The sequence below is a fragment of the Devosia chinhatensis genome, from assembly GCF_000969445.1.
GTDB lineage: Bacteria > Pseudomonadota > Alphaproteobacteria > Rhizobiales > Devosiaceae > Devosia > Devosia chinhatensis.
Genome location: NZ_JZEY01000054.1, coordinates 1,498,311 through 1,524,774, shown reverse-complemented (window position 1 = coordinate 1,524,774; position 26,464 = coordinate 1,498,311). Strand labels below are relative to the sequence as shown.

The window sequence follows — 26,464 nt, the reverse complement described above, 5'->3', positions numbered from 1 at the left end:
TCGGGCGTCAGAAGTCGCCGTAGCGCCCGGCCATTGACCTCTAAGCGGGGGATGCTGACAGGTCTCGTCAGGCGGTAGCGGCAGGTTGTAAAGTCAACGAGGCGCAGCGTCGAGACGGCGGCCTGCGCGGAGAAATCCCATGAAGCCATTCCACCAGATCCTGCTCAACAACCTCGTGGCCAATGTCACCAATTTCACGGTGTGGTTCGCCATCACGTTCTGGATTTTCCTGGAGACGCAGTCGGTCTTTGCGACGGGCATGGTGGCCGGCGTCTATCTCATCTTCACCGCGGCATGCGGCTTCTGGTTCGGCTCCATCGTCGACCATAACGGCAAGAAGCTCAGCATGATGGGATCGAGCCTGGTTTCGGCGTTGTTTTACGGCCTCAGCCTGGTTCTGCTTTTGCTGGAGCCGGAGGGCGCTTTCACCGACCCCTTCGGGCCCTATCTCTGGGTTTTCGTGCTGGTGGTGATGCTCGGGGTGATTGCAGGCAATATCCGGTCGATCGCCCTGCCGACACTGGTGACCATTCTCATTCCGGAACCGGAACGGGACAAGGCAAATGGCCTTGTGGGCATGGTCAGCGGCATCGGCTTTCTCACCACATCGGTGATCTCGGGTTTTCTGGTTGCTTATACCGGCATGCTGGGTGTGCTGGGCCTGGCGCTTGCCGCCAGCGCGCTGGCGCTCGTGCATCTGCTGACGGTGTCCATCGACGAGGGACGCCCCGAGCCAGCAGCGGATGCGCCCGAACCGCCCAAGCGCGTCGATATAGCCGGAACCATCCGGGTCATCGCCGCCGTGCCGGGGCTGTTCGCGCTGATCTTCTTTGCCTGCTTCAACAATTTCCTGGGCGGCATCTTCATGGCGCTGCTCGATGCCTATGGGCTTTCGCTGGTTTCGGTGGAGGTTTGGGGCCTGTTGTTCGGCGTGCTCTCCACCGCCTTCATCGCCAGTGGCATCATCATTTCCAAGACCGGGCTGGGAAAGAACCCCTTGCGGACGCTGCTGATGGTCAACCTCATCACCTGGTCGGTCTGCTGCGTGTTCACCATCCAGTCCTCCATCTGGCTCCTGGCCATTGGCTGTTTCGTCTGGATGCTGCTGGGCCCCTATGCGGAGGCGGCCGAGCACACGACGCTGCAGAAGGTGGTGCCGCTGGAGCGGCAGGGGCGTGTGTTCGGCTTTGCGCAGTCGGTCGAACAATCGGCGTCACCGCTGACGGCGTTCCTGATCGGGCCGTTGACCCAGTTCGTGGTCATTCCTTTCATGACGGATGGCGCCGGGGCCGATGCAATCGGCGGCTGGTTCGGCACCGGGCCGGAACGGGGCATAGCGCTGGTGTTCACCATTGCCGGACTTGTGGGTGTCGTCGTCACCATCCTGGCGTTCAATTCCCGCTATTACCGGCAATTGTCGGCGGCCTATGCAGCCGGCAAGGATGATGATGGCGCCGATGGCGGGGCCGCTTTGGCCAGCCCCGCCTGACCCTCAGGCGGGGAGGGCGGAGGCCGGTGTGACCGTCGTCGTCCTGGGCGGGAAAGCCAGGGCCAGGGCCGCAGCACCCACGCCGATTGCGGCCGAAGCCACATAAAGCCAGTGATAATCTCCGAAAGTATCGAATATCCAGCCGCCGCCGACCGGGCCGAAGGCCATGCCGATGGACGACGTCATGGTAATGCCGCCCAGAACCGTACCCATGACACCGGGCCCCAAATAGTCGCGGGCGAGGACGGAATAGAGCGGCATGACGCCGCCATAGACCAGGCCCAGCATCACGGCGAGCAGGTAGAAGTGGCTCAGCTCGCTCACATAGATGTAGCAGTAGATGCCGACGGCCTGCAGCAGCAAGCCGCCAACGATGACCCGCTTGACCCCGATACGGTCGGCCAGGAGGCCGAAGGCGACGCGTCCGAACAGGCCGGCAAGACCTTCGACGCTATAGATGCTGGCCGCGGCCAAGGCGGACGCGCCGCAGAGCATGGCATAGCTGACCGTGTGGAAGATGGGGCCGGAATGGGCGCCGCAGCACAGGAAAAACACAGCAGCGAGGACAATGAATTGCGGGGTGCGGAAAATGGCGCCGATACTGGTCGGCGGCTTTTCGGCGGGTAATACGTCGCTGGCAGGTGTCGGACGTTCCTCGAGCGCCTGCGGGGCGCGGCGGATAAGAAAGGCTGCCGGCACAATGAGACAGGTTGCGGCAAGGGCGGTCATCATCATGGCGTCGCGCCAGCCGAAAGTCTCGATCAGCACGGTCGCCAGCGGGGTGATGGTCATGGGCGCGACACCGCCGCCCAGGGAGACCAGCGAAACGGCGAGGCTGCGGTGACGGTCGAACCAGCCCAGAGTGGTGGCGATGAGCGGGGCGAAAAAGGCGCCACCCGAGGCGCCCACCAGCCCGCCATAGGCGAATTGGAAGACCAGAAGGTTCTCCGCGCGGCTCGCGATGAAGAGACCCAGGCCAAGCAGACAGGCGGCGATGAGCACGACAGGCCTGGCGCCAATGCGATCGGTCAGCGTGCCCCACAGGAAGCCTGCGACGCCCATGACGACGAAGCCGACCATCATGGCGCCCGAAATGCCGGCCCTGGTCCAGCCGGTCTGGTCCGAAATGGGTTGCAGATAGACGGGCAGGGCGAACATGGCGCCCATTGCCAAACAGGTGATCAAGGCGCCGGCGGCGACAATCACCCAACCATAATGCCTTTGCATGTTGTAGGTCCCCTTAGCAGGATTGCTCCTGATCGACGGATGAGGCGCCTGGTTTTCGACCCTGACAAGCAGAATTTCGTGTGTCCCTTGCCCCTGGCGATGCGCGCCCACATATTCGCTGTATGACCAACAAGAATCCGACGACCCGACAGGACGGCGTCGTGCAGCCTCAAGGGGCGGTGCGTGACGAGATCGCGGCATTTGTGAGCAAGGTGGGCAAGCTGGCGCGGCCGAACGCGGCAGGCGATGGGCGTCTGCTGTTCGCCATGGACGCAACCATGAGCCGCCAGCCGACCTGGGACATGGCCGTGTCGCTGCAGGCAGGCATGTTCGAGGCTATTCCCAAGGACGCGCATCTGCAGGTGCAGTTGCTTTATTTTCGGGGGCTCGGCGAGTGTCGGGCCTCCAAATGGGTGGCCGATGCCTCTGCGCTGGCGCGGCTGATGTCGGGCATCGCCTGCCAGGGCGGCAATACGCAGATCGGCCGGGTGCTGGCTCATGCGCGGGACGAGCACCAGAGGCGACGGATCAATGCCATGGTCTATGTGGGTGACGCCATCGAGGAAGACGTCGACGCGCTCTGCGCCAAGGCGGGAGAACTGGGCCTGCTGGGCCTGCCGATCTTCGTGTTTCAGGAAGGGCGGGACGCGCGGGTAGAAGCCGCGTTTCGAGAATTTGCGCGGCTGACCAAGGGGGCCTATGCCCGCTTCGACAATTCCGCCCCCGGCCAGCTGGCAGAGCTGCTGCGCGCAGTGGCCGCCTATGCCAGTGGCGGCAGCGCACATCTGCGCCTGCAGCAGAATGGGCAGGCCAAGGCGCTTCTGGCGCAGATCGAGGGGCGATGAGCTGGATTTTCCTGGGAGGCCTGGGCCTTCTTGCCGTGCTCTGGCTGGTGCAGCTGGCGCGCAGGATGGACCGTCGGGTGCTGATGCGCAGCCTGCGCTGGCTGGTGGGGGGATTCGCGGGGCTGATTGCGGCTGCGGCACTTTTGTTCCGGCGCATCGACATTGCCATGATCATGGGCGCGGTGGCCACCTCGGTGCTGCTGCGTGGCCGGATCGGACAATTTTCGTTCGATAGTGTCACGGGTGGCGGCGGCAATGTGTCCAAGGTGCGCAGCCGATACCTGGCCATGGAGCTCGATCACGATACGGGTGAATTGTCCGGCCGGGTCGTCGACGGACAGTTTGCCGGATGGGACCTGCTGGATCTGGGCGAAGCGGATACGCGCCTGTTGATCGCGGAGATTTCCGGTGATGCCGAGAGCGTCAACCTGCTCGAAAGCTGGCTCGATACCAACCGTGCCGGCTGGCGGGAATATTTCGCCGGCCAGGACTTTCACGAAGAGCAGGAGCCAGCCGCTCAGGGTGGTCGCGATCCTGTTTCGGAGGCCTATGCGGTGCTCGGCCTCAAACCCGGTGCGGGTGTCGACGAGATCAAGGCGGCGCACCGCGAGCTCATGAAAGGCGTGCATCCGGATCGCGGCGGCTCCGAATTTCTCGCCGCCAAGATCAACGAAGCGCGGGACCTGCTGCTCGAGCGCGTGGCGCGCGGCTAGGGTTCCTCGGTCATCGTTTCATCGCTTTGTCGGCCTTGAAGAGCGATGAAACGGAATCGGAGCGAAACGTTGAAACAGATAATGGTCAGGGCCCTTCTCGGTTTTTGTGCAATTCCAGCGGCGCTGGCACAGAGCGCGGCCCCAGAATCGCAATTGTGCCGGGCGCAGCTCGAGCTTCTGGTGTCGGGCGACAAGCTGACAGCGGATGAGCGGGAGCGCTTCGAGGCGCAGTGCGCCTGCCTTGAGGAGCGCGAGCAGGCGGACGAAAGTGAGCCAGGCGACACTTGCGCCGATGCAGCCTAAGGCGCAGGGAAACGTTGAACCTCATGAGTGTTGCCTGGGTCTGGGCATGAGCGGAGAATCAGGGCGGTGAGCGTCGCATTCACCAAGGAAGACAGTGCTGAAACGGCGTCGGAAACCATGCTGCCTGATCGGCCGGTTCCGGGCGGCCCCAATCTCGTTACGGCCAATGGACTGTCAGCCCTGCAGGCACAGATGGACGCCGCGCAACGGGCTTATGACCTCGCCATGACGATAGAGGATGTCAACGAACGACGACGACAGGCCGCCAACCCATTTCGCGACATGCGATATTTGGCCGAAAGGCTGCGCACGGCGCAGGTCTTGCCGCCGCCAGAGGGAAATGACGCCGTGGCGTTCGGGAGCGTCGTCACCTTCGAGCGCGAGGACGGGCGTGTCCAGACCTACCAGATCGTGGGCGAAGACGAGGCCGAACCAAAATCGGGCTCGATCTCGTTTGCCTCGCCCGTGGCGCGGGCCCTGATGGGGAAGCAGGCGGGTGACGTCGCCGATGTCGGTGGGCAAGAGGTTGAAATCCTCTCCATCGCCTAGGACGGCCAAGCGGCTCTGGGGATTTCGCATCACCTTGCCGTCATGGCGCATCGCAGAAACACTTTGTTAGCCAATTTCGCGCTCCGCTGAGGCTCTGATTTCTGCGGACCGACCCATCATGAAAATCGTTCTTCTTGCCGCCACCCTCGCTCTTTGCGCCAGCCCGGCACTCGCCGACCAATGGCGTTACGAGGGCGGCAAGACTCCCATTGCCTGGTTCGACAATGGCGATGCGCAATTCCAGTTCGCTTGTCGCGGAGGAGCGCTGGCCATGGGCTTTTGGGTGCGCAAGCCCGATGCAAGCCTGGCCAATGCCAATGCCATCAGTGTCGCCATTGCGCCCGATACAGCGTCGGGCAGCGCGATAGCGCGGTCGGGCAATGTCAGTTTTGCCCAGGACATGCCGCTCGTCCATCTCGACGGCAGCTCAGTGGTCGTGCGCGGGCCGGTTGCCCGGCAATGGGCCCGGATCGCCCAGAACGCCATGGATAACATGCAGGTGGCCTTCGTGCGCTCGACGGCCAGCGGCGTCGAGGCCATCGATGCCAATGCCTTTGGCGCCAAGGGGTCGAAATCGACCATTGCCCGCGTGCTGGGTGAGTGCGGCTAAGGGCGTGCCAAGCCGCCGCCGCCCCCAGGGCGACGGCGTGAGTGGCCAGATGGAGACGTCTATTCGGCGGCCTGCTGCATTCCCGCGCCGGAGGGGAGATCATACATGCCCTGGCTGAGCGTATCGATGTGGTCCAGCACTTCGCCGCTCGGCATGACATTGGCGTATTTGGCATGCATGTCGCACAGATTGATGGCGTGGTTGGCCTGCGCGCGGTCAAAGCAGCCATCCTCAACCACGGTGACCCGGTAGTTGAGCGAGAAGGCGTCGAGCACGGTTGCCCGCACACAGCCGGAGGTGGTCGTACCGGTGACGATGACACTGTCGCAGCCGAGCAGCTGCAGATAGGACATCATCGGCGTTCCGGCAAAACCCGAGGGCTTTTGCTTGTGGATGACGATGTCGCGCGGGCCGGGCGCGATTTCAGCGACGATCTCATTGCCGTCGATGCCGGCCTGAGTAACCTGCGCCGGCTCTTCGGCGCGCCGTGCGCTTTTCCACGACCATGACCCGGCGTCCCATTTATCGGCACGCTGGATGCCGGTCGTGTAGATGACCGGGATACCCTTGCCATGGCAGGCGGCGATGAGCTTTTCGAGTACCGGCATGGCTTCCCAGGCATATTCGCCGCAGGAGGTGCGCCACTTCTTTATGCTTTCCAGGATCGGAACGGGCTTCTCGTCGCAGAAGGCATAATTGACGTCGATGACCAGAAGCGCAGGGCGCTTGCCCCAATCGGCCAGCGTGCCGAAGCCGGAAGCGGCGAATACCGCCTTGTCTTCTTCGCTCAGATACTTGTCCCATACACGTTCAGTCATGGTCGCTCTCCTTGGTTGGACGGGGGGTGAAAAGGTTTGGGATGGTGCGGGACGCGAGAGGCGATTGCGCGCCACGAGGAAGACGGCGCCGCAGGCCACCAGCAGCAGCGCGTTGACGACAAGCCCGCCGCCATAGCCGATGCCGGAAAAATCGGCGAAGGCGCCGATGCTGATGGGGCCGACGAGATAGCCGAAATCACCGGCGAAGCGTAGGACACCCATGGCCGGCCCTTGCCGGTGTGCAGGGGTGACGTCGACGGCATAAGCGGCAATTGCAGGGCCGCCGATGCCTACGGCAAGACCGATAGCGATCATTCCGGCATAGAGCGTTTCGGGGGTCGGCGCCGCCGCTATGCCCGCCAGCGACAGGGCCGTCGCCAGGAGGGATGCCACGATGGTCGCTGGCCGCGAGACATGGTCGACGAGCCAGGCCGCCATGGGCAGCGCCACGAGATTGGCGACGGCCGAAAGAGACATGGCGAGCCCGAGATTGCCTGGATCGATGGCAAATTGCTCGGTGGCGAGCAGGGGGATCATCTGCCATTGCCCGGCCGTGCGGGTCAGGAAGAAGGCGAAATTGGCGAGGAGCACGCAGGCAAAGGGCAGGATGAGCAGAAGTGACCAGGTTCCCGCGTCCGGGTGACCATGATCCTCCTCGGGGACCTCCGTATCCTGGAACAGAACTAGAGGCAGGGCACCGGAGACCAACCCGATCAGAGCGGCGAGGTAGAAAGGGCCATTGAGGCCGAAGAGACTCGCGGCGAGGCCGCCGACGCTGGGCCCGAAGGCGCCGCCCACCAGAACCGCGCCCTGATAGAGCGACATGACCTTGCCCCGCGAGCGGCGGTCACTCTTTTGGGCCACATAGATCATGGTGGCAGTCATGAAGAGGCCCGAACCGATACCCTGCAGGGTGCGGCCGACAAGGGCAAAGATATAGTCCGGTGCCAGCGCTGCCATGATGGCGCCCAGCGAGCAGAGCAGGAGGCCGATGCCCAGAAGCGGCTTGAGGCCCGTGCGGTGGGCCAGCGTTCCGGCGGGAATGTCGGCCGCGAGGCGCCCGGCGGCGAATACTGTGATCATGAGGCCTATGGCCCAGTCCGGTGCGCCATAGGTCTGGGCATAGACGGCCATGACCGGCGTCAGCATGCCGAACAGCATCATGTGCGCGGCGACGGCCAGCAGCACGACCGGCAGGTAGGGCATCTTGCGCAGGATTTCGCGCCAGCTGGCGGGCGGCAGGTCGATCGCGTTCATGCGCGACCCTCCGTCAAGGGCGCGTCGGTGAGGGGCAAGGGCATGGTGGATTACTCGGCCGGTTCGACGGGCGGTTCAGGCGCCCGCAGCGGGCCCCGGCTTTTGGTGTAGGCGGAAAAGCCGATCAGGGTGGCAACCAGCATGGCGCCGCCGCTGTAGAAGGCGATTGTCAGCCCGAACAGCTGACCGAGAATGCCGAACATGGCCGGGCTGAGAACCTGGGAGAAGCGGTTGGCCAAAAGGCGCAGGCCCATCAGCTTGCCGCGCTCGCTCTGGCCGACCGCGTCCACCATGATCATAATGCTGACCGGCAGGTTGACGCCGATAGCCGCGCCAATGACGCCCACGAGCGCCATCATGGTCACCGGCGACAGCACGGCCAAGGGCGTCAGCACAACGCCGATGGCGGCGATCGTGCCGGCCGAGAGCAGAATCCATTCAAGAGAATAGCGCTTCATCAGCCAGTTCAGTGCGAAGCGGGACAACATGGCGGTGAGAGCATGAACCGAAATGGTCAGCGAGATCACCATGGTGCTGAAGCCGTTCTGAGCCAGGTAGAGCGGCAGGAAGCTCATGTACATGGCCTGGATGTACATCACGAGGAATGTGGCGGTGAGGCCGAACTGGACAGGGCGGGCGCCCGCCAGACTGATGCCGCGCTTGTAACTGGTGACAATCCCCGAGGGGCTGAACACTTCGCGGACCCTGACCCGGTGCTGGGGGTGCGGGTAGACCCGGCTCAGGGCGAACAAGACCGCCATGAAGGCGAGGCAGGCAAGCAGCGAGGCGATGAAGGCGCCACGATAGCCGTCTGTGGGCACGGCGAAAGCGGAGGCCACCAGCCCGCCGAGAATAGGTCCGAGCATGCCGCCGGCCGACATCCACATCGAATAGCTCTTGATGGCATGGTTTCGGCTGTCGCGGTCACCGTGGGAGACGAGGACCTGGAACGAGGACGCCATGATGATGATGGCAGCCCCGATCAGTACCTGCGAAAGCGCAAGCACCCAGAACTCTGTGGCGAGCACCGTGCAAGCCAAGGAGGCCAGCAGGAAATAGGAGCCGAACTTGAGCATCTTCATCGGGCCGATGGAGTCGATCAATTGTCCGGTCGGCATGGCGATGATGATGGGCAGGAGCGCCTTGAGGGTCACCATCATGCCCACGGCGAAGGTCGAGGCGCCCAGTTCGGTGGCGTAAAGCGAGAAGAAGGGCTGGGCGAGGCCGTTGATGGTGAAGAAGACGCCGCCGCCGAAGATGCCGAAACGGGCAAACTTCACGGTGGTGGCGGCACTGGCTGGTTCAGTCGACATAATGGCAGGCCACCTGTCTGGCGCGGTCATGAGTGGGAAGCGCCGGCTTGTCGGTTCGGCACAGGTCGGTGGCCAGAGGGCAGCGCGAGGCGAAGCCGCAGCCGAACGGCAAATCGAGCGGGCTGGGCAATTCACCCTGCAAAGGCACGTTGACGCGGCGCGCCTCGAGGGCCGGATCGGGCACGGGCACGGCGTCGATCAAGGCACGCGTGTAGGGATGGCGCGGGTTGGAAAAGACTTCCTCGGCCGGGCCATATTCGACGACCTCGCCCAGATACATGACGGCGATCCGATCGGAGATGTAGCGGACCGTCAAAAGGTCATGGGAGATGAAGACGAAGCTGACGCCGAGGTCCTGCTTGAGATCGACGAGAAGGTTGATGATCTGGGCTCGCACCGACACGTCAAGCGCGGAAGTGGGCTCGTCGGCGACGACCACGGAGGGATTGAGGGCCAGCGCTCGCGCCACGGCCACGCGCTGCCGCTGGCCGCCGCTCATCTGATGCGGATAGCGGTCGGCATGGCTGGGGTCGAGCCCCACCTGGGCGATGAGCTGGCGTACTTTCTCGGCGCGCTCCGCCCTGCTGCCCTGAGCCTTGACCACCAGCGGCTCTTCCACGATGTCGCCGATGGTCATCTTTGGGTTGAAGGACGAGGCCGGGTCCTGAAAGACCATCTGCGCGAGGCCAGAGATGAAGATATCGCCCGATGTCGGCTTTTCGAGGCCGAGCAGGAGGCGTGCGACCGTGCTCTTGCCGCAACCGCTTTCACCCACAATGCCCAGCGTTTCGCCGCGGTGAACGCGCAGGTTGACGCCGTTGACGGCATTGACCACCATTTTCCGTGAGGTGTTGAACTGCTTGCGGAGCTGGTTGAGTTCGACCACGACGGGCTCACCATCGGAGAGCGGCGGGCAAATGCGGTCGGGGAGATCTGCGCCGAGCCCCTCGATGCCGGCCATGCCCTTGGGGCGCCAGCAGGCGGCATCGTGTTCGAGGCCGCGATCGCTGAGCACAGGCGCCTCGGTGAGGCAGCGGTCGTGCACGGCAGCGCAGCGATCCTTGAAGGCACAGCCGACAATGGGCAGGCGCATATCGGGCGGCAGGCCGGGGATCTGCGGCAGGCGTTTCTCACGGCCGAGGCCGACATTGGGGATCGTGCCGAGCAAACTCTGCGTATAGGGGTGGCAGGGATTGGCGAAGATATCCTCGACCCGGCCGAATTCCACGATGCGGCCAGCATACATGACCGCCACCTTGTGGGCAAAGCGCGCCACGAGGCCCAGATCGTGGGTAATGAACAGCATGGCTGCGCCGGCTTCTGCCGTGAGGTTCTTGAGGACCTCGACGATCTGCGCCTGGATGGTGACATCGAGTGCCGTGGTCGGTTCGTCGGCAATGACCAGCTTGGGCTGCGAGGACAGGGCCATGGCGATCATCACGCGCTGACGCATCCCGCCGCTCATCTCGAAAGGAAAGGCGTCGATCCGCCGTTCAGGGGCGGGAATGCCGACCTTGCCCAGCCATTTGATGGCTTCGGCCCGCGCCTCGTCCTTGCGAAGGCCGAGATTGCGCATGATCGGCTCGACCATCTGCTTGCTGACGCGCATCACCGGATCGAGGGACGACATCGGATCCTGAAAGACCGTGCCCACCAGCCTGCCGCGAATGGCATTGAGCTGGCGCTCGTTGAGCTGGTTGATGTCGCGGCCTTCCAGAATGACCTCGCCGCCGACCACCCGCCCGGGATGGGCGAGGAGGCGCAGGATGGACATGGCCATGGCACTCTTGCCGGAGCCGCTTTCGCCTACGACGGCCACACGTTCGCCGCGCTCGATGGTGAAGGAAACGCCATCCACCGCAGTGACATTGCCCGCCCGGGTCTGGAACTGGGTGCGCAAATTGCGCACTTCGAGCAGGGTCTGGGCCGTGATGGCGGTCGTGTTGGCGAGACGAGCCTGATAGTTCATTGTCGTTCTCCCGAGCGTTAGCGGCGTGCCCGCGGATCGAGCAGCTCGCGCACCCCGTCCGACAGGAAGTGAAGTCCGATGGTGATGATGAGGATCACCACGCCCGGCAGGGTGGAAATCCACCAGGCCTGTTCGAGATAGGTCTGACCGTCGCGCACGATATTGCCCAGCGATGGGGCCGGCGGCATGATGCCGAGGCCGAGGAAGCTGAGGCTGGCCTCGATCAGGATTGCGTTAGCAGCGGCGATGCTGGCTGCCACAAGCATGGGGGCGATGGTGTTGGGCATGATGTGACGGCTCATCAGCCAGTATTGAGAGGCGTCGACCGTACGGGCCGCATCGATGAAGGCGCGGCTGCGCAGGCTGAGAACCTGGGAACGTTGCAGGCGAATGAACCTGGGGACATCCGAGAGCGAAATGGCGAGGATGACCGGAACAATGCCTGTGCCCATCACCGAGACCAGGCCAATGGCCAGCAGCAGGGAGGGAAAGGCCAGGAAGATATCGACAATGGTCATGATGACCCGGTCGACCTTGCCGCCATAAAAGCCTGCCAAGGTGCCGAACACCATGCCGCAGACCAGGGCGATGCCCGCCACGGACGCCCCGACGAGCAAGGAAATCTGCACGCCGGCCAGTGTGCGGCTGAGGATATCCCGACCCATCTTGTCGGTGCCGAAGGGATGCTCGAGCGAGGGAAACTGCATCATGGCGCGCAGATTGGTCTCGAGCGGCCGCTGGATGGGGAGCAATGGGGCAAAGGCGGTCAGCAGCAGGATCGGGACCAACAGCAGCAGCGCGACGCGAACCTTGGAATGGGACAGGGCGCCTGTGGTGAAGATATTGCCCAGAGTGGTTGCAATGGCCGTGCGGGGCACGGAGACGGGGGAAAGCGAAAGATCAGCCATGTCGCTCGTGCCTCAGAATTTCACGCGGGGATCGAGGGCCCGGTAGATCAGGTCCGTCGAGAAGTTGATGAGCACGAAGATCAGCGCGTAGACGACGATCAGGGTCTGCACCAATTGGTAGTCGCGGCTGTTGATGCCGGTGATCAGCAGGTTGCCGACGCCGGGAATGGTGAAGATGAACTCGACGATCACCGTGCCGCCCAGCAGGTTGCCGAAGCTGAGGCCGACCACCGTGGCGATGGGCAGCGCGGCGTTCTTGAGCGCATGGCGAAACAGCACACGCAGTTCCGACCAGCCAAGGGAGCGCGCGGTGCGGACATAGTCCTCGTTCAGCACATCGAGGACAGCCGTGCGGGTGATGCGCGCCAGGGTGGCAACCTGAGACAGCGACAGCACGATGACCGGAAGCGCGAGGCGCAGGGCGACGCTGCCGGGGTCGTTCCAATTCAATTGTCCCGATGCCGGGAACCAGCCCAGGCCGAGCGAGAAGATGAGGAGCAGGACCAATGCCGTCCAGAATGGAGGCATGAGGTCGATGAGCATGGCTGCACCGGTCAGCGCGTTGTCGAGCCAGCGCCGTCCCTTGTGCACCATGAACGCGGCCAGCGTGCCCAGCGGAATGGACAGCAGGACGGCCACGACGATCGTCGCCAGTGCGATGGACAGCGTGATCGGCAGGGCGCGAAAGAGGAGGTCCGCTATGGGAATGCGGGTTGTGATGGTCTCGCCCAGGTCACCCAGGGCGAGACTTTGCAGATAACCCAGATATTGCAGGGGCAGGGGCTCATCGAGCCCCAGCTGTGCGCGGAGCCGTTCCAGCGCTTCGCCCGAGAGGGTGTCGCCAGCCATGGCCGAGGCCGCATCGCCGGGGATCAGCCGCAGCGTGAAGAAGACCAGCGTCACCACGCCCAGAACGGTCACGAACATCTGGAGGGCTTTCTTTGCGGCATATTCGACCATGACCAGCGCTCCCTATTCGGTGATGTCGACGGACCAGAAGTCGACCTGGGCGAGGTAGTTGATATGCACGCCCGTGACTTCCGGCTTGCCCGGCCAATAGACGTTGTTGGCGTACATCGGGATGTAGGGCAGGTCCCCGGCGACGATCTGCTGGACCTGGGTGTAGAGATCGAGGGCCGTGTCGGCGTCAGGTTCGGCGCGTGCCGCCTCAAGCAGGCTCGTCACCTCGGGATTGTCGTAGCGGGCGCCGTTGAGGCCATTGGGAACGAGATTGTCCGGGTGCAGGAAGCTGAACAGGATCATGTCCGGATTAACCGCCGGCAGGAGACGGGTCGCGGTGTCGAACTCGCCCGCATTGCGCCGCTGGTTGAAGGTCGGGGTGTCGACCAGTTCCATTTCCATATTGATCCCTACCTGGCTGAGGTAGTCGATCTGGAACTGCTGGACCTCGGTCACGCCCTGTGCGGAGGTCGATAGGTTCTTGAAGGTAAAGCCATCGGGGTAGCCGGCTTCCTCCAGCAAGGCCTGGGCGCGCTCTGGGTCGTAGGTGTATTTGGGGATGTCATCGGTATAGACGGCCATCCAGGGCATCAGCATGGAATGGTAGGCCTGCTGCAGGCTGGGCGCGATAGCCTGGCTGATCGCTTCGAAATCGACGGCGTGAGCGACGGCTTGGCGGACCCGCGGATCGGCAAAGGGCTCGAACTCGGTGTTGAGCACCATCAGCGCCACGGCATAATCCATCACCGAATTCATGGTGAAGCCTGCAGCTTCGAGCGTCGCCAGGTTTTCTTCCTGATTGGCGCGCATCATCAGGTCGACTTCGCCATTGCGCAGGGCGATGGTGGCGGTGGCCTCGTCCTTGATGATGTTGAAGACCAGCGTCTCGATCGGGGCGGGACCCTTGTAATAATCCTCGTGCCGCTTGAGCACGATCCGGGAGCTGACATCGATGCTGTCGAGGTAATAGGGGCCCGTGCCCACGGGCTGCCAGCGCACCTGATCGGCGGCTTCCTCAATGGCTTTCTGGCTGACGATCTGGCCCTGGTGATAATTGGCCACCGTATGCAGGAAATTCCCGTTCGGCGCGTCGAGCTCGATGATCAGAGTGTAGGGGTCGGGCGCCTCCATGCTGACGATGCCTTCGAGCTCGGCAGCGTAGGGCGAAGCGGTTTGCGGGTCCTTGATGCGGTTGAAGCTGTAGATGACGTCGGCAGCGGTCATCTCGCCATAGCCCTTCTGGAACTGCACGCCTTCGCGCAGCTTAAAGGTCCAGGTCTTGTTGTCGGTGGTTTCCCAGGAGGTCGCGAGGTCGGGAACGATCTCGCCGGTTTCCCCGTCATAGGTCGTCAGCCCGGAGAAGATGTTGAAGGCGATGTTCTCGTTCTCGATGCGGAAGATGTTGGCGGGATCGAACCCGGCCGGATCGTCGTAGAACCGGATGGTCAGCGTCTTTTCCTGCGCCATGGCCGAGGGCGCGATCGCCGTGCTCATGGACAGCGCCACGAGGGCCGTCATGCCCATTCCGAGCAGTTTGTGAAATTTGCCAGTCATTCTGATGTCCCCTGGGAGGTCTTTGCACGCGACGGCCGCCCCCTGCGAAGGGAGCGGCACAATGCCGTTCAGCTGGCCATGCGAGTGATTGCGGGCTCGACAGCGCCGCCCAGCTTGCGGAAGTAAGCCTTGGCCGCTTCCGCATCCACGACGTCGGCATATTTCTGATGCATGTCGTAGAGGTTCATGAAGTGGGACGCCTCGGTACGGTCATAGACGCAGTCCGAGATCACGCCGACGCGGTAGCGATTGGTCGCGGCGTCGACGGCGCTGGCGCGGACGCAGCCGCTGGTGCTCTCGCCGCACATGATGACGGTATCGATGCCCATCGAGGTCAGATGGAAGCTGAGCGGGGTGCCCTGGAATGCGCTCGGCGCGGTCTTTTCGATCACGACTTCGCCGGCAATCGGCGCCACCTCGTCGCAAATCTGCTCGCCCTTGAGGCGCATTTCGGCCGACAGGCTCGACGGACCGCGCTTACGGTGAATCCAAGGCTTGATCCCGGTGTTGAGGCCCTTGATATGGACGACCGGCACGCCGGTTTCGCGGGCTACGGCCAGCAATTCGGCGGTCTTGTCGACGGCAGCCCAACCTTCGAGGCCCATGGAGCCGGGCCAAGTCTTCATCGATTCAAAGATCGGTTCGCGGGTCAGGCCAACCACGCTGTAGTACATGTCGATGAGCACCAGGGCCGGCTTTTCGCCGAAGCCGAACAGCTCCTTCTTGCCCCAATGCTTGTCGTGCTCCTTGTCCCGCTCCGAAAAGAAACGCTCCCAACCGTGCATGCCCGTCTCCTGTGTCAAATGCGATGTGCACAATTAATGTGCAACTTCAAACATTGACTAGAGTATTGGCATTGAGGTTGGTTTCAAGCAAAACTAATTAGGCTTAACCATTAGGCGGACTAATAGATGCCTCAGTTCCTGCCCTCGCTCGCCAGCCTCCGCTCCTTTGAAGCCAGTGCGCGGCTTGAAAGTTTTTCCAAGGCAGCGCGCGAACTTAACCTGACGCAGGCCGCGATCAGCCAGCAAATCCGACTGCTGGAGGACCGGGTCGGCGGAGCGTTGTTCACCCGCGAGGCACGCAAGGTTGCCTTGACGGAACTGGGCCGGCTTTACCTCGGACTCACCGTCGACGCCCTGCGCAGCATGGAGAGCGCCTTCGAAACGGCACGCGCACTGTCGCGCCCCGATGCGCTGGTGCTCAAAACCACGCCGACCTTCGCCGCCTACTGGCTGCTGCCCAGGCTGCAGCGTTTCCACGATCTCTGGCCGCATGCCAGCCTCACCATCACTGCCGTCGAGCCGGGAGGAAATTTCGAGAGCGTCGGCGACATGGTGATCACCACCGGTCAGGAATTTCAGTGGCGCGGCTTTCGCAGTGCCAAGCTGTTCGACATCGACCTCGTTGCCGTCGCTTCGCCCGCCGTGGTGCAGCGCACCGATCTGGGGCGCTTCCTGGCCGGGCAGACGGACAGCATCATCCACACGATCCGGCGGCTGGATGATTGGAGCCTGTGGTGTCGTGGCGCCGGCGTGCCCGCGTTTACCCTCGATCGCGGGACGATCCTGTTCAATTCTGCGCTGTCCTATGCCGCCGCCGAGAAGGGGCTGGGCATCGTCATCGCCGAGGAGGCCATGATTGCCGATCAGCTGATCGACCATGCGCTGGTGCGGGTCCATTCGGCCCGGGTGAAAACAGGGCGCGGTTATTACCTTATCGAGCCGCAGGACCGGGCCCGGAGGCCCATCGTGAGCGCCTTTGCCGAGTGGGTGCATGCCGAAATGGCCAGCAATGAGGCAAAGTTGAACGAGGCTCGAGTGCTGGGCTGAGATGGGGCAGGTCATTTGGCGTCAACGGGTTGGCTGGATCATCTGAACCACGATGTGAGCGTCAGCCCTCTTCTCGGAGCCGGTCGGCCGGGCGTGTCGACATGGCAGACCATGTGGTGGCCGCGCCGGTCGCCGTCGTCACGACGACTATGGCAATGGCCAGCAGCACCAGTTGGAGCGGGGCTGGCGAAAATCCGATATCGAGAAGGAAGGTAGCGGCAGCCCAGGAGCCGGCGAGGGCAAGGCCGCCGGCGATTAGGGCGGCAATGGCGCCAAGCAGCGCATATTCAATCAGGAAGGCCGAGATGACGTAGGAACGGCGCGCGCCGAGCACCTTCATCACCACGGCATCGGCTTCGCGTTGTTGCCGGCCGACGCTGAGGGCACCGGAGAGAACGAGAATACCGGCAATAACGGCAGTGCCGCTGACCAGCGCAATGGCGTTGGTGAGGGCATCGAAAACGGTCTGCACGCGGGCCAGGGCTTCCCCCACCGGCACGAAGCGGAGATCCGGCAGCGCGGCGATAAGTCCGGCTTCGACGCGCGGTGCCTGATCTTTGCTGGCTTTGACGGTAGCGAAATAGGTTTGGGGCGCGCTTTCAATCAGCCCGGGAGAGGCGATGATCCTGAAATTGAAATCGGGGCTACGGGGATCGACGCGCCGGAAGTTGGCGATTGTCATCGTCAGCGGCCGACCCGAGATGGAAATTGTGACGGTATCGCCGGGGGTAAGATCGAGCGCGTTGCGCAAATCGGCACTCAGCGATACGAGGGGCTGGCCGGAATAGTCCTGCGGCCACCACTCGCCTTCGTCGATGACGGCATTTGCGGGAAGCGCTGCCGACCACGTCAAAGTGGTGTCGCCGCGGAACACTTCGGCGATGTCGCGCGGCACCGCGTCGCTGCTGGGAGCCGGCGCGCCTTTTACCTCGGTGACGGTGCCGCGCAGCATCGGAATCGTGGCGATGCTGTCCACTTCGGGCCGGGCGGCCGCAAAAGCCTCCAAAGCATCGCGCTGCGTCCTGTCCATATCAAGCATGACGAAATCCGGTATGTCCGCCGAGACCTCGGTGGCGATCTGCCGGTTGATGTTGGACTGAGTCGTGACGATGAGGAGAAGTAGCGAGAGACCCATGCCCATGGACACGAGCACCGTGGTGGTTGGCGCGCCGGGCCGGAGGATGGCCGAGATGGCCTGTCGGAGGAGCCGATTGGAGGGCGTGGGCATAAGCGTGAGGGCCCAGCGCAAGGTAGCGGCTGCAGCCCTCAGCAGGCCGAAAGCCAGAATAGCGCTGACGAAGTAGATCGCGACCAGCCGCATGTCGTCGGCGACGAGCAGCGTCAGCCCGAAGAGGGCCGCAAAGCCGGCGAGCAGAGGCAACGCAGTGGCTGGCGCCAGGACACGACGCCAGGGCAGGCCGGAAAGAGCGGCCGAGGTGCCGGAGCGGAAGAGCAGGGCCGGGCGTATGGAGCGGGCCTGGAGCAGAGGTACCCAAGAAAACAGCATGGCCGTCACGAAGCCGATGGCCCCGGACACCAGCATCGAGGAGGCGTCGAGCCGGGCAGGCAGGTCGATGTCGATGAGGCCTGAAAGCAGCGGCAGCAGGGCCAGCGTCGCGATGGCCACGACGATGAGGCCAATGGCGACCGCGAGCAGAGACAGGAGCGCGATCTGCACCAGAAAATGGAACAGGATGCGCGGTCCCTTGGCGCCCAGCGACCGCATGGTGGCGATGGCGCCCTGCCGCTCGCCGATATAGGCGGATACAGCGTTGGCTGCGCCGAGGCCGCCCACGACCATGGACGACAGGGCGACCAGCAGCATGAAATTGCCGAACACGCCGATGAAGCGGGCGATGGTGGCGGTTGCCTGCTCGGGCGAGCGGATCTGCACATCGGCGTCCGGGAATTGCGTCTCGAGAGCGGCGCGGGCCGCCTCGATGTCGCCATCGGCAAGCAGGACCTTGTAGCGGAACTGGCTGAGTACGCCTTCTTCGCGCAGACCGGCAGGGGCGAGGGCTTCGCGCAGAACCAGGGCCGGGGCGCCGACCTGGAAGCCGGCGGCAGCCTGATCGGGCAGGGTGTCGATGATGCCACGCAGGATAAAATCGGCATTGCCGATGCGTAGGACATCGCCAACCGATATGCCCAGCCGCAAGCTGGCCTGCTGGGCGAGCACGATACCGAAGCGCCCGTCGTCAGGGGCGAGAAGGGCGGCGAGGTCGGCGGGGCCGGCCGGATCGGAAAGGGTGACGGCGCCCACCAGCGGATAGGCATCGGTGACGGCACGCAGGGACAGGAAGGCCGAGCGGCCATTGGCACTGGCCTGAGCGCTGATCTCGGTCTCGCGACTGACCGTGCCGCGCTCGGCCAGGGCGGTCAGGATGGAGGGGTCGATGTCCCGGCCCTGGGACCGCAATTCCAGATCGCCGCCCAGGATCATCCTTGCATCGCGGGCGATGGCGGCTTCAACGCTGCTGCGAACGGCGCTGACGGTGCCGATGGCGGCGACGCCCAGGGCAAGGCAGGCGACCAGCAGGGTGAAGCGCCGCGCCGTTCCACGCAGGTCGATAAGGGCGACCCGCAGCCAATTCGCAAGCCGGCTCATGGTGCCGCCTGCACGAGTTCGGTCAGGACGCCGCGATCCATGCGCATGCAGCGGTCGGCGCGCTGGGCGAGGGTGTTGTCGTGGGTGATGAGCAAGACGGCCATGGTATTGCGGCGGGCAAGGCCGAACAGCAATTCGATGGCGGCGGCGGCGGTTTCCTGATCGAGATTGCCGGTCGGCTCGTCGGCAAGCAGCAGTCGGGGCTGGGTGACGATGGCACGGGCGAGGCCGACGCGCTGCTGCTCGCCCCCGGACAGGGCGCTGGGCAAGTGCGTTTCGCGCTCGGACAGCCCGACCTCGGCCAGGGCGGCGCGGGCCCGGTCGCGGATTTCGGCGACGGGGAGATCGTCGAAGGCAATCTCGAGGGCGAGCGCGACATTCTCGAGCGCAGTCATCGAGGGGATGAGATGAAAGTTCTGGAACAGGATGCCGATATTGGCGCGGCGCATATCGGCCAGGCGATCCTCGCCAAGCCCGACCAGCGCGGTGCCGCCGATTTCGACCTGGCCATCGCTGGCCTTTTCGAGCCCGCCCAGAACCATGAGCAGGCTGGTCTTGCCGCTGCCCGAGGGGCCGACGACCGAGACGACTTCGCCGGGGCGTATCGCAAACGTGATGTCCCGAAGGATATGCAGGGGCTTGCCGCCCGAGGTCAGCTTGAGGTTCATGCCCTCTAGACGGGCGATGCTGTCGGTCATGGGTAGCCGTCCGGACAAATGTGCTGGCAATTCGGGAGTGACGTCGTGGGTTCAAGATGGTGGCAGGCGGCCATTGGCGCAATGGCGGTGAGCGGAATGCTGGCAGCGACGGGACCTTTGGCCGCGGCCGAGCGGCCCACTATCCTGCTCTACGGTGACTCCCTGCTGGCCGGATTTGGCCTTTCCGCAGATTCTGCGTTTCTGGGACAATTGCAGGCGGCCCTTGCGGCCGAGGGCGTCGAGGCGGATCTGGTCAATGCCAGCGTGTCGGGCGACACCACGGCCGATGGGCTGGCGCGGCTGGACTGGACGCTGGGCGAGCCGCCCGATGCGGTGATGCTGGGCCTGGGCGCCAATGACATGCTGCAGGGCCTGTCACCGCAGACGGCCCGCGCCAATCTGGAAACCATGATGGACCGCTTTGCGGCGCTCGACCTGCCGGTGCTGCTGCTGGGCATGAAGGCCAATCGCGGACTGGGCGGGGATTACGTGGCCGCATTCGATGCCATCTATCCCGAACTGGCGGCAGAATACGGCGCTCTGCTCTATCCGTTCTTTCTCGAGGGCGTGGCGTTCGACCCGCAGATGAACCAGGCCGATGGCATGCATCCCAACGCGGCCGGGGTGGCGCGGATCGTGGCGGCCGTCACGCCCTATGTGGTGGAGCTGGTGAAAGCGGTCGAAGCCCGCTGAGCGGGCAGGCGGACGCGCCGCGGGGCCCGGGAGGGCCAGCGGTTCGGCTTCGTCCGGGCGCAGAAGGCTGCGGCATGGGGCGAAGATCACTTCGGTGCCGGTCGTCCGGCGAGAGGAGGGTGAAGCAAGCTTCGCCCCATGCGCCGGAGACTCGCTGAGGCGCGGGGGGCGGCGGATTTCTCATCCACTTCCGGTCCATGAGGGATTGCTTCGTCTTCGCCCTGCTGGCGACGTGGCAATTGCCTGACCGGTGCAGCCGGAAAGGCCCGACATGGGTGCCCGCGGAATAACGGGCTCCGTCCCTGACGCGCCGACGGAAAAGGGCGCCCCCTTTTCATCCGGCTCCCCGCACCAGCCATACGTCGCGACCGCGCAGCGCGTGCAGAGATGGGGCGAGTATGCCGGGACCTATCCAGACGAGGATAAGTTTTTTGCGCCGCATGCCGACGGCAAGCCGCAATGGGCGAGAATGGCGTCGACGACTTTCGCCAGCGGCCGGGTGGCATCGATGGACATGGCATTGTCGGGCAGGTCTTCGCGCGTGGCGTGGAGCCTTGCCACCAGCGCCCGCTCCCCGGGCTCGGACCCCCATTCGTCGACCCGGGCGGCGAGGCGGCGCTCGAGCGTCGGCCAATCGGCTTCGAGCAGGAAGACGGCATCGAAGAGATCGACGAAATGCGCCCGATTGCGCGAGGCGCCGCAGAAGAAGGTGACTGGCCGGGCCGGGTCGGCAATGATGGCCCGGACGCGGGCCGCGTCCCAGATGTGGTGGGTGTTGATGAAGGCCGGATCGGACGAGCGGCGCTCGGTCGGGATCGGCGCGCCGGTCTGCGGATCGCCCTGATAGGCCAGCACACGATCGCCATGCACCACCGCATAGCCGCGCCGTTCCAGCTCGGTGGCGACGGAGGTCTTGCCGGAGCCGGAAACGCCTTCGATGAGATAGACGGGGTGGGGCATTGGCGATCTCGGAATGGGGTGCGGGGCGATCGGGCCGCAGCAGGTCGTGATCGATGGTTTCGACTTCGACAGCCACATAGCCTCCGATATCATTGCTGGCCGGACGGTCTTGGTGACTCGAGAACAGGATTTAGACAGTGACGTCCACAGCTTCTCCAGTTTCAGAGCGAGCGGAAGTCAATTCGCTGACAAGAGACGCGCGGCACAGAACTAATGAGCCCGCAGCCTAGGGTGTGAACGGCAAGCGGAGCCTTAAGGGATAGTGCGGGACAGCAAATTTAAAAGTGCCTGGATGAGCAGCACGGGGCTGCGCCCGCGTGGTTCGAGGCTGCGCATCGCGCCTCGCCTTGACGGTCACGTGCTGACGGTAAGTATTTTAGGTGTCTGGAATAATAACTAGTAAATAGAATAAATTAATTAACGTGCTGGAATGTCGGATGCTTCCGTCTCTACTTCATATCCGTTTGCGCCAAGAAAGATATCAAGCGCCTGTTGAGACACGCGCCCCCAAGGAGAGGGTCCAACCCAGACTTTAGTAATTGGCAAGCGCGTACCTATCCTCGGTGTGCGCGCATAGTATGGTACGATGCCCAGCGTGCTGGTTCTAAACTTGACGCTTTGGCCATCCAGCCAGCTGGAATACGAAGCCAATCTCCATTCTTGCTCAGCCTCAAATGCAGGATGCTTAAACTGAACAAGTACATTCCATATCTCATGGACAATCGTATTAAATAAAGTCGACTGTGTAGAATCATGAATGAATGGTCGGCTGTTACTGAAATACGCGTCCATTATGCTCTCAATTAGCGTTTTGATAATACTTTCTTGCGTGTTTTCTTCATAGGTCATCGGAAAGAGAGAGCAAGAAAAACTCCAATCCGGAGATAACAATGCCTCCGGCTGAAATTGGACGCAATATGGGACCACGTCTCTTCCGTAATCGCGCCACTGATTGAGCAAATTTGGTCGGCTACTCAAACAGAAAATTACCGGGCGGTAGCTAATAGCGACTTGCGTCACCTGATTGCGGATATACTCAGCAGCGCCTTTTATGCGCTTACTGGCATGAGCGTCAGAGAACTTCTCAATCTCTTTCCAAAGCAGTTGATTTGAATAATGTACTTCGGAACCGTCGTTAAGGAAGAAACAGTCTGATAGCCTTATTGAATTACTTTCAATAATTCCCTTAAAGCCATCGCTCGATGTGTAATGGAAAAGTCCAAATGTAGGTGACTGCGGTGCAACCAAGTCCGAGATTATTTTTGCTCCAATGCCGAGCAAGGCGTTATTTGCCGCTTCAAATTGTCCAATGTCGTCTGTTGTTTGAAAGACTTGCGGCAAATTGTTCTCTTCGGCCATTTGAAAATCAGAGGCGGCTTGTGTCGCCCCTGTTTCATTACTTGTCGTGAAGTAGAGTTAGTTTAGTCTAAGTAATAAAGGTTAACTACACCCGGTCGTCGTCCCGCAGGTGTCGCACTTCAGGCAGGTGCCGTTTCGGACCATCGTGAAGTTGTTGCACTCGGTGCATTGGTCGCCGGTATAGCCTTTCATCTGGGCTTCGGCGCGCAGGAGGCCGGCGTCGCGGGTCGGCGGGTTGGGGATGGGGTTGAGCTCGGCGGCGTTGAGGGCCGTCGGGGCAGGGTCGATCTTGAGGGCCGTGGCGCTGCGCAGGGCGGTCACCGTCGACGTGCTCGCGGCCGTGGGGGCGTAGCGGGCGGCTTCGGCGGTGGGGACCAGCATCAGCGAGGCATTGGCCGTCTTGCCGCGGGTCATGCCGCGGGAGACAAAGCGCTCGGCGGGCACCGGGGCGGGGGCAGGCGCCGCGGGGCGCGCACCCTGCTCCTCGGCAACGCCCTTGCCGAGCGAAGTCGGGCTGTCCGGGTTCACATGGGCCAGGTCGTTCCGGTCCAGATAGGACACGGCCAGCTCGCGGAACACATAGTCGAGGATCGACGTGGCGTTCTTGATGCGATCATTGCCCATGACCATGCCGGCCGGCTCGAAGCGGGTGAAGGTGAAGGCCTCCACATATTCGTCCAGCGGCACGCCATATTGCAGGCCCAGCGAGATGGCGATGGCGAAATTGTTCATCATCGCGCGGAAGGCGGCGCCTTCCTTGTGCATGTCGATGAAGATCTCGCCCAGGCGACCATCGTCATATTCACCGGTGCGGACATAGACCTTGTGGCCACCCACGACCGCCTTCTGGGTATAGCCCTTGCGGCGATCCGGCATTTTCTCGCGTTCGCGCAGGCGCTCGACGATGCGCTCGACCACGACTTCCGTGCGCGCGGCGGCGGGCAGGGCGGCGATGGCCTCGACCTGGTCCTCGTCATCCTCGTCGTCAGCGGCGGCGAGCACGGAGGAATTGAGCGGCTGGCTGAGCTTGGAGCCATCGCGGTAGAGCGCGTTGGCCTTGAGCGCCAGGCGCCAGGACAGCATGTAGGCGTTCTTGGCGTCCTCGACGGTGGCGTCGTTGGGCATGTTGATGGTCTTGGAGATCGCGCCGGAAATGAACGGCTGGGCAGCCGCCATCATCAGGATGTGCGATTCGACCGAGAGGTAGCGCTTGCCGATCTTGCCGCAGGGGGTGGCGCAATCGAAGACGGGCAGATGCTCGTCCTTGAGATGCGGCGCGCCTTCGAGGGTCATGGCGCCGCAGACATGGATATTGGCGGCCTCGATGTCCTTCCTGGAGAAGCCCAGGAACGGCAGCAGCTCGAAGGAGAAATCATTGAGCTGCTCGTCGGTGACACCCAGGCCCTTGAGGAAATCGGCGCCCAGCGTCCACTGGTTGAAGACGAACTTGATGTCGAAGGCCGACTTCATCGCGGCATTGAGCGCCTCGATCTTGTCGTCCGAAAAGCCCTTGGTGCGGAGCGTTGCGGGATTGATGCCCGGCGCCTGGTTCATGTTGCCGTGGCCCACGGCATAGGCTTCCATCTCGGCGATCTGGTCTTCGGAATAGCCCAGGGTGCGCAGGGCCGGGGGCACGGCGCGGTTGATGATCTTGAAGTAGCCGCCGCCAGCCAGCTTCTTGAACTTGACCAGGGCAAAATCGGGCTCGATGCCGGTGGTGTCGCAATCCATGACGAGGCCGATCGTGCCGGTAGGCGCGATCACCGAGACCTGGGCGTTGCGATAGCCGTGCTTTTCGCCCAGCGCCAGGGCGTTGTCCCAGGCGATTTTTGCGCGCTCGGACAAGGCGGCATCACCGACATTGGCATGGTCCAGCGGCACGGGATTGATGCTGAGCTCTTCATAGCCGGCGGCATTGCCATGGGCGGCATTGCGATGATTGCGGATGACGCGCAGCATGTGCTTGGCGTTGCGCTTGTAATCCTTGAAGGGGCCGAGCTCCTTGGCCATTTCGGCCGAGGTGGCGTAGCTGACGCCGGTCATGACGGCGGTGATGGCACCGGCAATGGCGCGGCCCTCGGCACTGTCATAGGGAATGCCCGAGGTCATCAGCAGGCCGCCGATATTGGCGTAGCCGATGCCCAGGGTGCGGTATTCGAAGGAGCGCTCGGCAATGGCGCGCGACGGGAACTGGGCCATCATCACCGAGATTTCGAGCACGACGGTCCAGAGGCGGACGGTGTGTTCAAAGGCAGCGGTGTCGAAGGACGAGTCCTTGTTGCGATAGGGCAGCAGGTTGACCGAGCAGAGATTGCAGGCCGTGTCATCGAGGAACATATATTCCGAGCACGGATTGGACGCCACGATCGGGCCGGCAGCGGGGCTGGTGTGCCACTCATTGATGGTCGTGTGGTACTGGATGCCGGGATCGGCGGAGGCCCAGGCCGCGTAACCGATCTGTTCCCAGAGGTCCCTGGCCTTTAGCGTCTTGGTGACATTGCCCTTGATGCGGCCGATCAGGTCCCAGTCGCCATCATTCTCGACGGCATTGAGGAAATCGTCGGTCACGCGCACCGAGTTGTTCGAGTTCTGGCCCGAAACGGTGAGGTAGGCCTCGCTATCCCAATCGGTGTCGTAGATGGGGAATTCAAGATCGGTATAGCCCTGGCGGGCGAACTGGATGACGCGGAAGATGTAGTTTTCCGGCACCAGGGCCTTCTTGGCCGCGCGCACTTCGCGCTTGAGCGCGGGGTTCTTGGCCACGTCGAAGCAATCATCGCCCGAACCTTCGCAGTTCACGGCGGCCTTCATGATGGCCTTGAGATGCTTGGATACAACCTTGGACCCGGTGACGAGAGCGGCGACCTTCTGCTCCTCCTTCACCTTCCAGTTGATGTATTGCTCGATATCGGGATGGTCGATGTCGATCACGACCATCTTGGCGGCGCGACGCGTGGTGCCGCCCGACTTGATGGCGCCGGCAGCGCGGTCGCCGATCTTGAGAAAGCTCATAAGGCCCGAGGACTTGCCGCCGCCGGAGAGCTTTTCGCCTTCGCCACGCAGACGGGAGAAATTGGTGCCGGTGCCCGAGCCATACTTGAACAGGCGCGCCTCACGGACCCAGAGGTCCATGATGCCGTTCTCGTTGACGAGGTCATCGTCCACCGACTGGATGAAGCAGGCGTGCGGCTGGGGATGCTCGTAGGCCGACTTGGACTGGACGAGCTTGTGCGTGAAGGGGTCGACATAGAAGTGGCCTTGACCGGGACCATCGATGCCATAGGCCCAGTGGAGGCCGGTATTGAACCATTGCGGGGAATTGGGCGCGACGCGCTGGGTGGCGAGCATGAAGGCCAGCTCGTCAAAGAAGGCGCGGGCATCGTCTTCACTGTCGAAATAGCCGCCCTTCCAGCCCCAATAGGTCCAGGTGCCCGCCAGCCGGTCAAAGACCTGGCGCGAATCCATTTCGGAACCGTAGCGTTCGGCTTCGGGCATCTTGGCGAGCGCTGCTTCGTCGGGGACGGAGCGCCACAGCCAGGACGGCACGGAGTTTTCCTCGACCTTCTTCAGGACCTTGGCCACACCGGCCTTGCGGAAATATTTCTGCGCGATGATGTCGGTGGCGACCTGCGACCAGGCTGTGGGGACGGCGATGTCGTCGAGCTTGAATACTACCGAACCATCAGGATTGCGGATTTCACTGGTGGCAGAGCGGAATTCGATCGAGCCATAGCGGTCGGCGTTGGCGGTCGTGAAGCGACGTTCGATGCGCATGAAAGGTCTCTGAAGTCGTAATTGC

The 26,464-nt window shown here is 63.1% G+C and carries 21 protein-coding genes; 8 read left to right on the top strand and 13 right to left on the bottom strand.

What is annotated here, in order from left to right:
• The first annotated feature begins 139 nt into the window (after positions 1-139).
• Positions 140-1,489 carry an MFS transporter gene (locus tag VE26_RS07290; RefSeq protein ID WP_046104361.1) on the top strand — a complete coding sequence of 450 codons (1,350 nt, stop codon included), beginning with the start codon at positions 140-142 and terminating at the stop codon, positions 1,487-1,489.
• Positions 1,490-1,492: 3 nt separating this feature from the next.
• On the opposite strand, the gene VE26_RS07285 is transcribed toward VE26_RS07290, so the two are convergent.
• On the bottom strand, positions 1,493-2,716 hold the full coding sequence (locus VE26_RS07285) for an MFS transporter (RefSeq protein ID WP_046104360.1): 1,224 nt from the start codon (positions 2,714-2,716) through the stop codon (positions 1,493-1,495).
• A gap of 122 nt (positions 2,717-2,838) precedes the next feature.
• Here VE26_RS07285 and VE26_RS07280 point away from each other — a divergent pair, with 122 nt between their 5' ends.
• The 5 genes from VE26_RS07280 to VE26_RS07260 all read left to right on the top strand — a co-directional run bounded on the left by VE26_RS07280 (position 2,839) and on the right by VE26_RS07260 (position 5,736).
• Positions 2,839-3,561 (top strand): hypothetical protein, encoded by a 723-nt coding sequence (locus tag VE26_RS07280; protein WP_046104359.1) that lies wholly within the window; start codon positions 2,839-2,841, stop codon positions 3,559-3,561.
• Positions 3,558-4,274, top strand: coding sequence for a DnaJ domain-containing protein (locus VE26_RS07275; protein WP_046104358.1), 717 nt, complete (start codon positions 3,558-3,560; stop codon positions 4,272-4,274). The genes VE26_RS07280 and VE26_RS07275 overlap by 4 nt, the downstream gene beginning before the upstream one ends.
• Before the next feature lie 69 nt (positions 4,275-4,343).
• Positions 4,344-4,577 (top strand): hypothetical protein, encoded by a 234-nt coding sequence (locus VE26_RS07270; RefSeq protein ID WP_152658750.1) that lies wholly within the window; start codon positions 4,344-4,346, stop codon positions 4,575-4,577.
• Between the two features lie 66 nt (positions 4,578-4,643).
• A complete protein-coding gene (gene greA, locus VE26_RS07265; protein ID WP_046104356.1) occupies positions 4,644-5,126 on the top strand; it encodes a transcription elongation factor GreA in 483 nt (160 codons plus the stop codon).
• A gap of 118 nt (positions 5,127-5,244) precedes the next feature.
• A complete protein-coding gene (locus VE26_RS07260; RefSeq protein WP_046104355.1) occupies positions 5,245-5,736 on the top strand; it encodes a hypothetical protein in 492 nt (163 codons plus the stop codon).
• A 59-nt stretch (positions 5,737-5,795) separates the two neighbouring features.
• Here the strand turns inward: VE26_RS07260 and VE26_RS17415 are convergent, their stop codons facing one another.
• The 7 genes from VE26_RS17415 to VE26_RS07225 form a co-directional block, all read right to left on the bottom strand.
• Entirely contained in the window at positions 5,796-7,811 is a 2,016-nt protein-coding gene (locus tag VE26_RS17415; RefSeq protein WP_084620098.1) for an MFS transporter, read from the bottom strand.
• A gap of 50 nt (positions 7,812-7,861) precedes the next feature.
• Complete coding sequence (locus VE26_RS07250; protein WP_046104354.1) at positions 7,862-9,124, bottom strand: MFS transporter; 1,263 nt, start codon at positions 9,122-9,124, stop codon at positions 7,862-7,864.
• Positions 9,114-11,093, bottom strand: coding sequence for a dipeptide ABC transporter ATP-binding protein (locus VE26_RS07245; protein ID WP_046104353.1), 1,980 nt, complete (start codon positions 11,091-11,093; stop codon positions 9,114-9,116). The genes VE26_RS07250 and VE26_RS07245 overlap by 11 nt, the downstream gene beginning before the upstream one ends.
• A gap of 17 nt (positions 11,094-11,110) precedes the next feature.
• Complete coding sequence (locus tag VE26_RS07240) at positions 11,111-12,001, bottom strand: ABC transporter permease (protein WP_052715742.1); 891 nt, start codon at positions 11,999-12,001, stop codon at positions 11,111-11,113.
• A 12-nt stretch (positions 12,002-12,013) separates the two neighbouring features.
• Positions 12,014-12,961, bottom strand: a complete 948-nt coding sequence (locus tag VE26_RS07235) for an ABC transporter permease (RefSeq protein ID WP_046104352.1) — start codon at positions 12,959-12,961, stop codon at positions 12,014-12,016.
• A gap of 12 nt (positions 12,962-12,973) precedes the next feature.
• Complete coding sequence (locus tag VE26_RS07230) at positions 12,974-14,515, bottom strand: ABC transporter substrate-binding protein (protein ID WP_084620095.1); 1,542 nt, start codon at positions 14,513-14,515, stop codon at positions 12,974-12,976.
• Between the two features lie 68 nt (positions 14,516-14,583).
• Positions 14,584-15,300, bottom strand: coding sequence for an isochorismatase family protein (locus VE26_RS07225; RefSeq protein ID WP_046104350.1), 717 nt, complete (start codon positions 15,298-15,300; stop codon positions 14,584-14,586).
• 126 nt (positions 15,301-15,426) lie between these two features.
• On the opposite strand from VE26_RS07225, the gene VE26_RS07220 reads away from it, so the two are divergent.
• Positions 15,427-16,347, top strand: a complete 921-nt coding sequence (locus VE26_RS07220; protein WP_046104349.1) for a LysR substrate-binding domain-containing protein — start codon at positions 15,427-15,429, stop codon at positions 16,345-16,347.
• A gap of 61 nt (positions 16,348-16,408) precedes the next feature.
• On the opposite strand, the gene VE26_RS07215 is transcribed toward VE26_RS07220, so the two are convergent.
• Together VE26_RS07215 and VE26_RS07210 are read right to left on the bottom strand one after the other, a co-directional pair.
• Complete coding sequence (locus VE26_RS07215) at positions 16,409-18,955, bottom strand: ABC transporter permease (protein WP_046104348.1); 2,547 nt, start codon at positions 18,953-18,955, stop codon at positions 16,409-16,411.
• Positions 18,952-19,653, bottom strand: a complete 702-nt coding sequence (locus tag VE26_RS07210) for an ABC transporter ATP-binding protein (RefSeq protein WP_046104347.1) — start codon at positions 19,651-19,653, stop codon at positions 18,952-18,954. The genes VE26_RS07215 and VE26_RS07210 overlap by 4 nt, the downstream gene beginning before the upstream one ends.
• Before the next feature lie 45 nt (positions 19,654-19,698).
• On the opposite strand from VE26_RS07210, the gene VE26_RS07205 reads away from it, so the two are divergent.
• On the top strand, positions 19,699-20,346 hold the full coding sequence (locus VE26_RS07205; protein ID WP_244465643.1) for an arylesterase: 648 nt from the start codon (positions 19,699-19,701) through the stop codon (positions 20,344-20,346).
• Between the two features lie 408 nt (positions 20,347-20,754).
• Here the strand turns inward: VE26_RS07205 and VE26_RS07200 are convergent, their stop codons facing one another.
• The 3 genes from VE26_RS07200 to VE26_RS07190 all read right to left on the bottom strand — a co-directional run bounded on the left by VE26_RS07200 (position 20,755) and on the right by VE26_RS07190 (position 26,439).
• Positions 20,755-21,306, bottom strand: a complete 552-nt coding sequence (locus VE26_RS07200; RefSeq protein ID WP_046104345.1) for an AAA family ATPase — start codon at positions 21,304-21,306, stop codon at positions 20,755-20,757.
• A 417-nt stretch (positions 21,307-21,723) separates the two neighbouring features.
• Positions 21,724-22,665 (bottom strand): DUF2971 domain-containing protein, encoded by a 942-nt coding sequence (locus VE26_RS17410; protein WP_084620090.1) that lies wholly within the window; start codon positions 22,663-22,665, stop codon positions 21,724-21,726.
• Between the two features lie 81 nt (positions 22,666-22,746).
• Positions 22,747-26,439 (bottom strand): vitamin B12-dependent ribonucleotide reductase, encoded by a 3,693-nt coding sequence (locus VE26_RS07190; RefSeq protein ID WP_046104343.1) that lies wholly within the window; start codon positions 26,437-26,439, stop codon positions 22,747-22,749.
• Positions 26,440-26,464: the final 25 nt, after the last annotated feature.

What these genes read in the sequence shown, in the direction of transcription:
- VE26_RS07240 (WP_052715742.1), bottom strand. Translation starts at nt 12,001, where the DNA reads ATGGCTGATCTTTCGCTTTCCCCCGTCTCCGTGCCCCGCACGGCCATT.
- VE26_RS07235 (WP_046104352.1), bottom strand. Translation starts at nt 12,961, where the DNA reads ATGGTCGAATATGCCGCAAAGAAAGCCCTCCAGATGTTCGTGACCGTT.
- VE26_RS07280 (WP_046104359.1), top strand. Translation starts at nt 2,839, where the DNA reads ATGACCAACAAGAATCCGACGACCCGACAGGACGGCGTCGTGCAGCCT.
- VE26_RS07260 (WP_046104355.1), top strand. Translation starts at nt 5,245, where the DNA reads ATGAAAATCGTTCTTCTTGCCGCCACCCTCGCTCTTTGCGCCAGCCCG.
- VE26_RS07250 (WP_046104354.1), bottom strand. Translation starts at nt 9,124, where the DNA reads ATGTCGACTGAACCAGCCAGTGCCGCCACCACCGTGAAGTTTGCCCGT.
- VE26_RS07230 (WP_084620095.1), bottom strand. Translation starts at nt 14,515, where the DNA reads ATGACTGGCAAATTTCACAAACTGCTCGGAATGGGCATGACGGCCCTC.
- VE26_RS07290 (WP_046104361.1), top strand. Translation starts at nt 140, where the DNA reads ATGAAGCCATTCCACCAGATCCTGCTCAACAACCTCGTGGCCAATGTC.
- VE26_RS07190 (WP_046104343.1), bottom strand. Translation starts at nt 26,439, where the DNA reads ATGCGCATCGAACGTCGCTTCACGACCGCCAACGCCGACCGCTATGGC.
- VE26_RS07200 (WP_046104345.1), bottom strand. Translation starts at nt 21,306, where the DNA reads ATGCCCCACCCCGTCTATCTCATCGAAGGCGTTTCCGGCTCCGGCAAG.
- VE26_RS07275 (WP_046104358.1), top strand. Translation starts at nt 3,558, where the DNA reads ATGAGCTGGATTTTCCTGGGAGGCCTGGGCCTTCTTGCCGTGCTCTGG.
- VE26_RS17415 (WP_084620098.1), bottom strand. Translation starts at nt 7,811, where the DNA reads ATGAACGCGATCGACCTGCCGCCCGCCAGCTGGCGCGAAATCCTGCGC.
- VE26_RS07210 (WP_046104347.1), bottom strand. Translation starts at nt 19,653, where the DNA reads ATGACCGACAGCATCGCCCGTCTAGAGGGCATGAACCTCAAGCTGACC.
- VE26_RS07285 (WP_046104360.1), bottom strand. Translation starts at nt 2,716, where the DNA reads ATGCAAAGGCATTATGGTTGGGTGATTGTCGCCGCCGGCGCCTTGATC.
- VE26_RS07220 (WP_046104349.1), top strand. Translation starts at nt 15,427, where the DNA reads ATGCCTCAGTTCCTGCCCTCGCTCGCCAGCCTCCGCTCCTTTGAAGCC.
- VE26_RS07215 (WP_046104348.1), bottom strand. Translation starts at nt 18,955, where the DNA reads ATGAGCCGGCTTGCGAATTGGCTGCGGGTCGCCCTTATCGACCTGCGT.
- VE26_RS17410 (WP_084620090.1), bottom strand. Translation starts at nt 22,665, where the DNA reads ATGGCCGAAGAGAACAATTTGCCGCAAGTCTTTCAAACAACAGACGAC.
- VE26_RS07245 (WP_046104353.1), bottom strand. Translation starts at nt 11,093, where the DNA reads ATGAACTATCAGGCTCGTCTCGCCAACACGACCGCCATCACGGCCCAG.
- VE26_RS07225 (WP_046104350.1), bottom strand. Translation starts at nt 15,300, where the DNA reads ATGCACGGTTGGGAGCGTTTCTTTTCGGAGCGGGACAAGGAGCACGAC.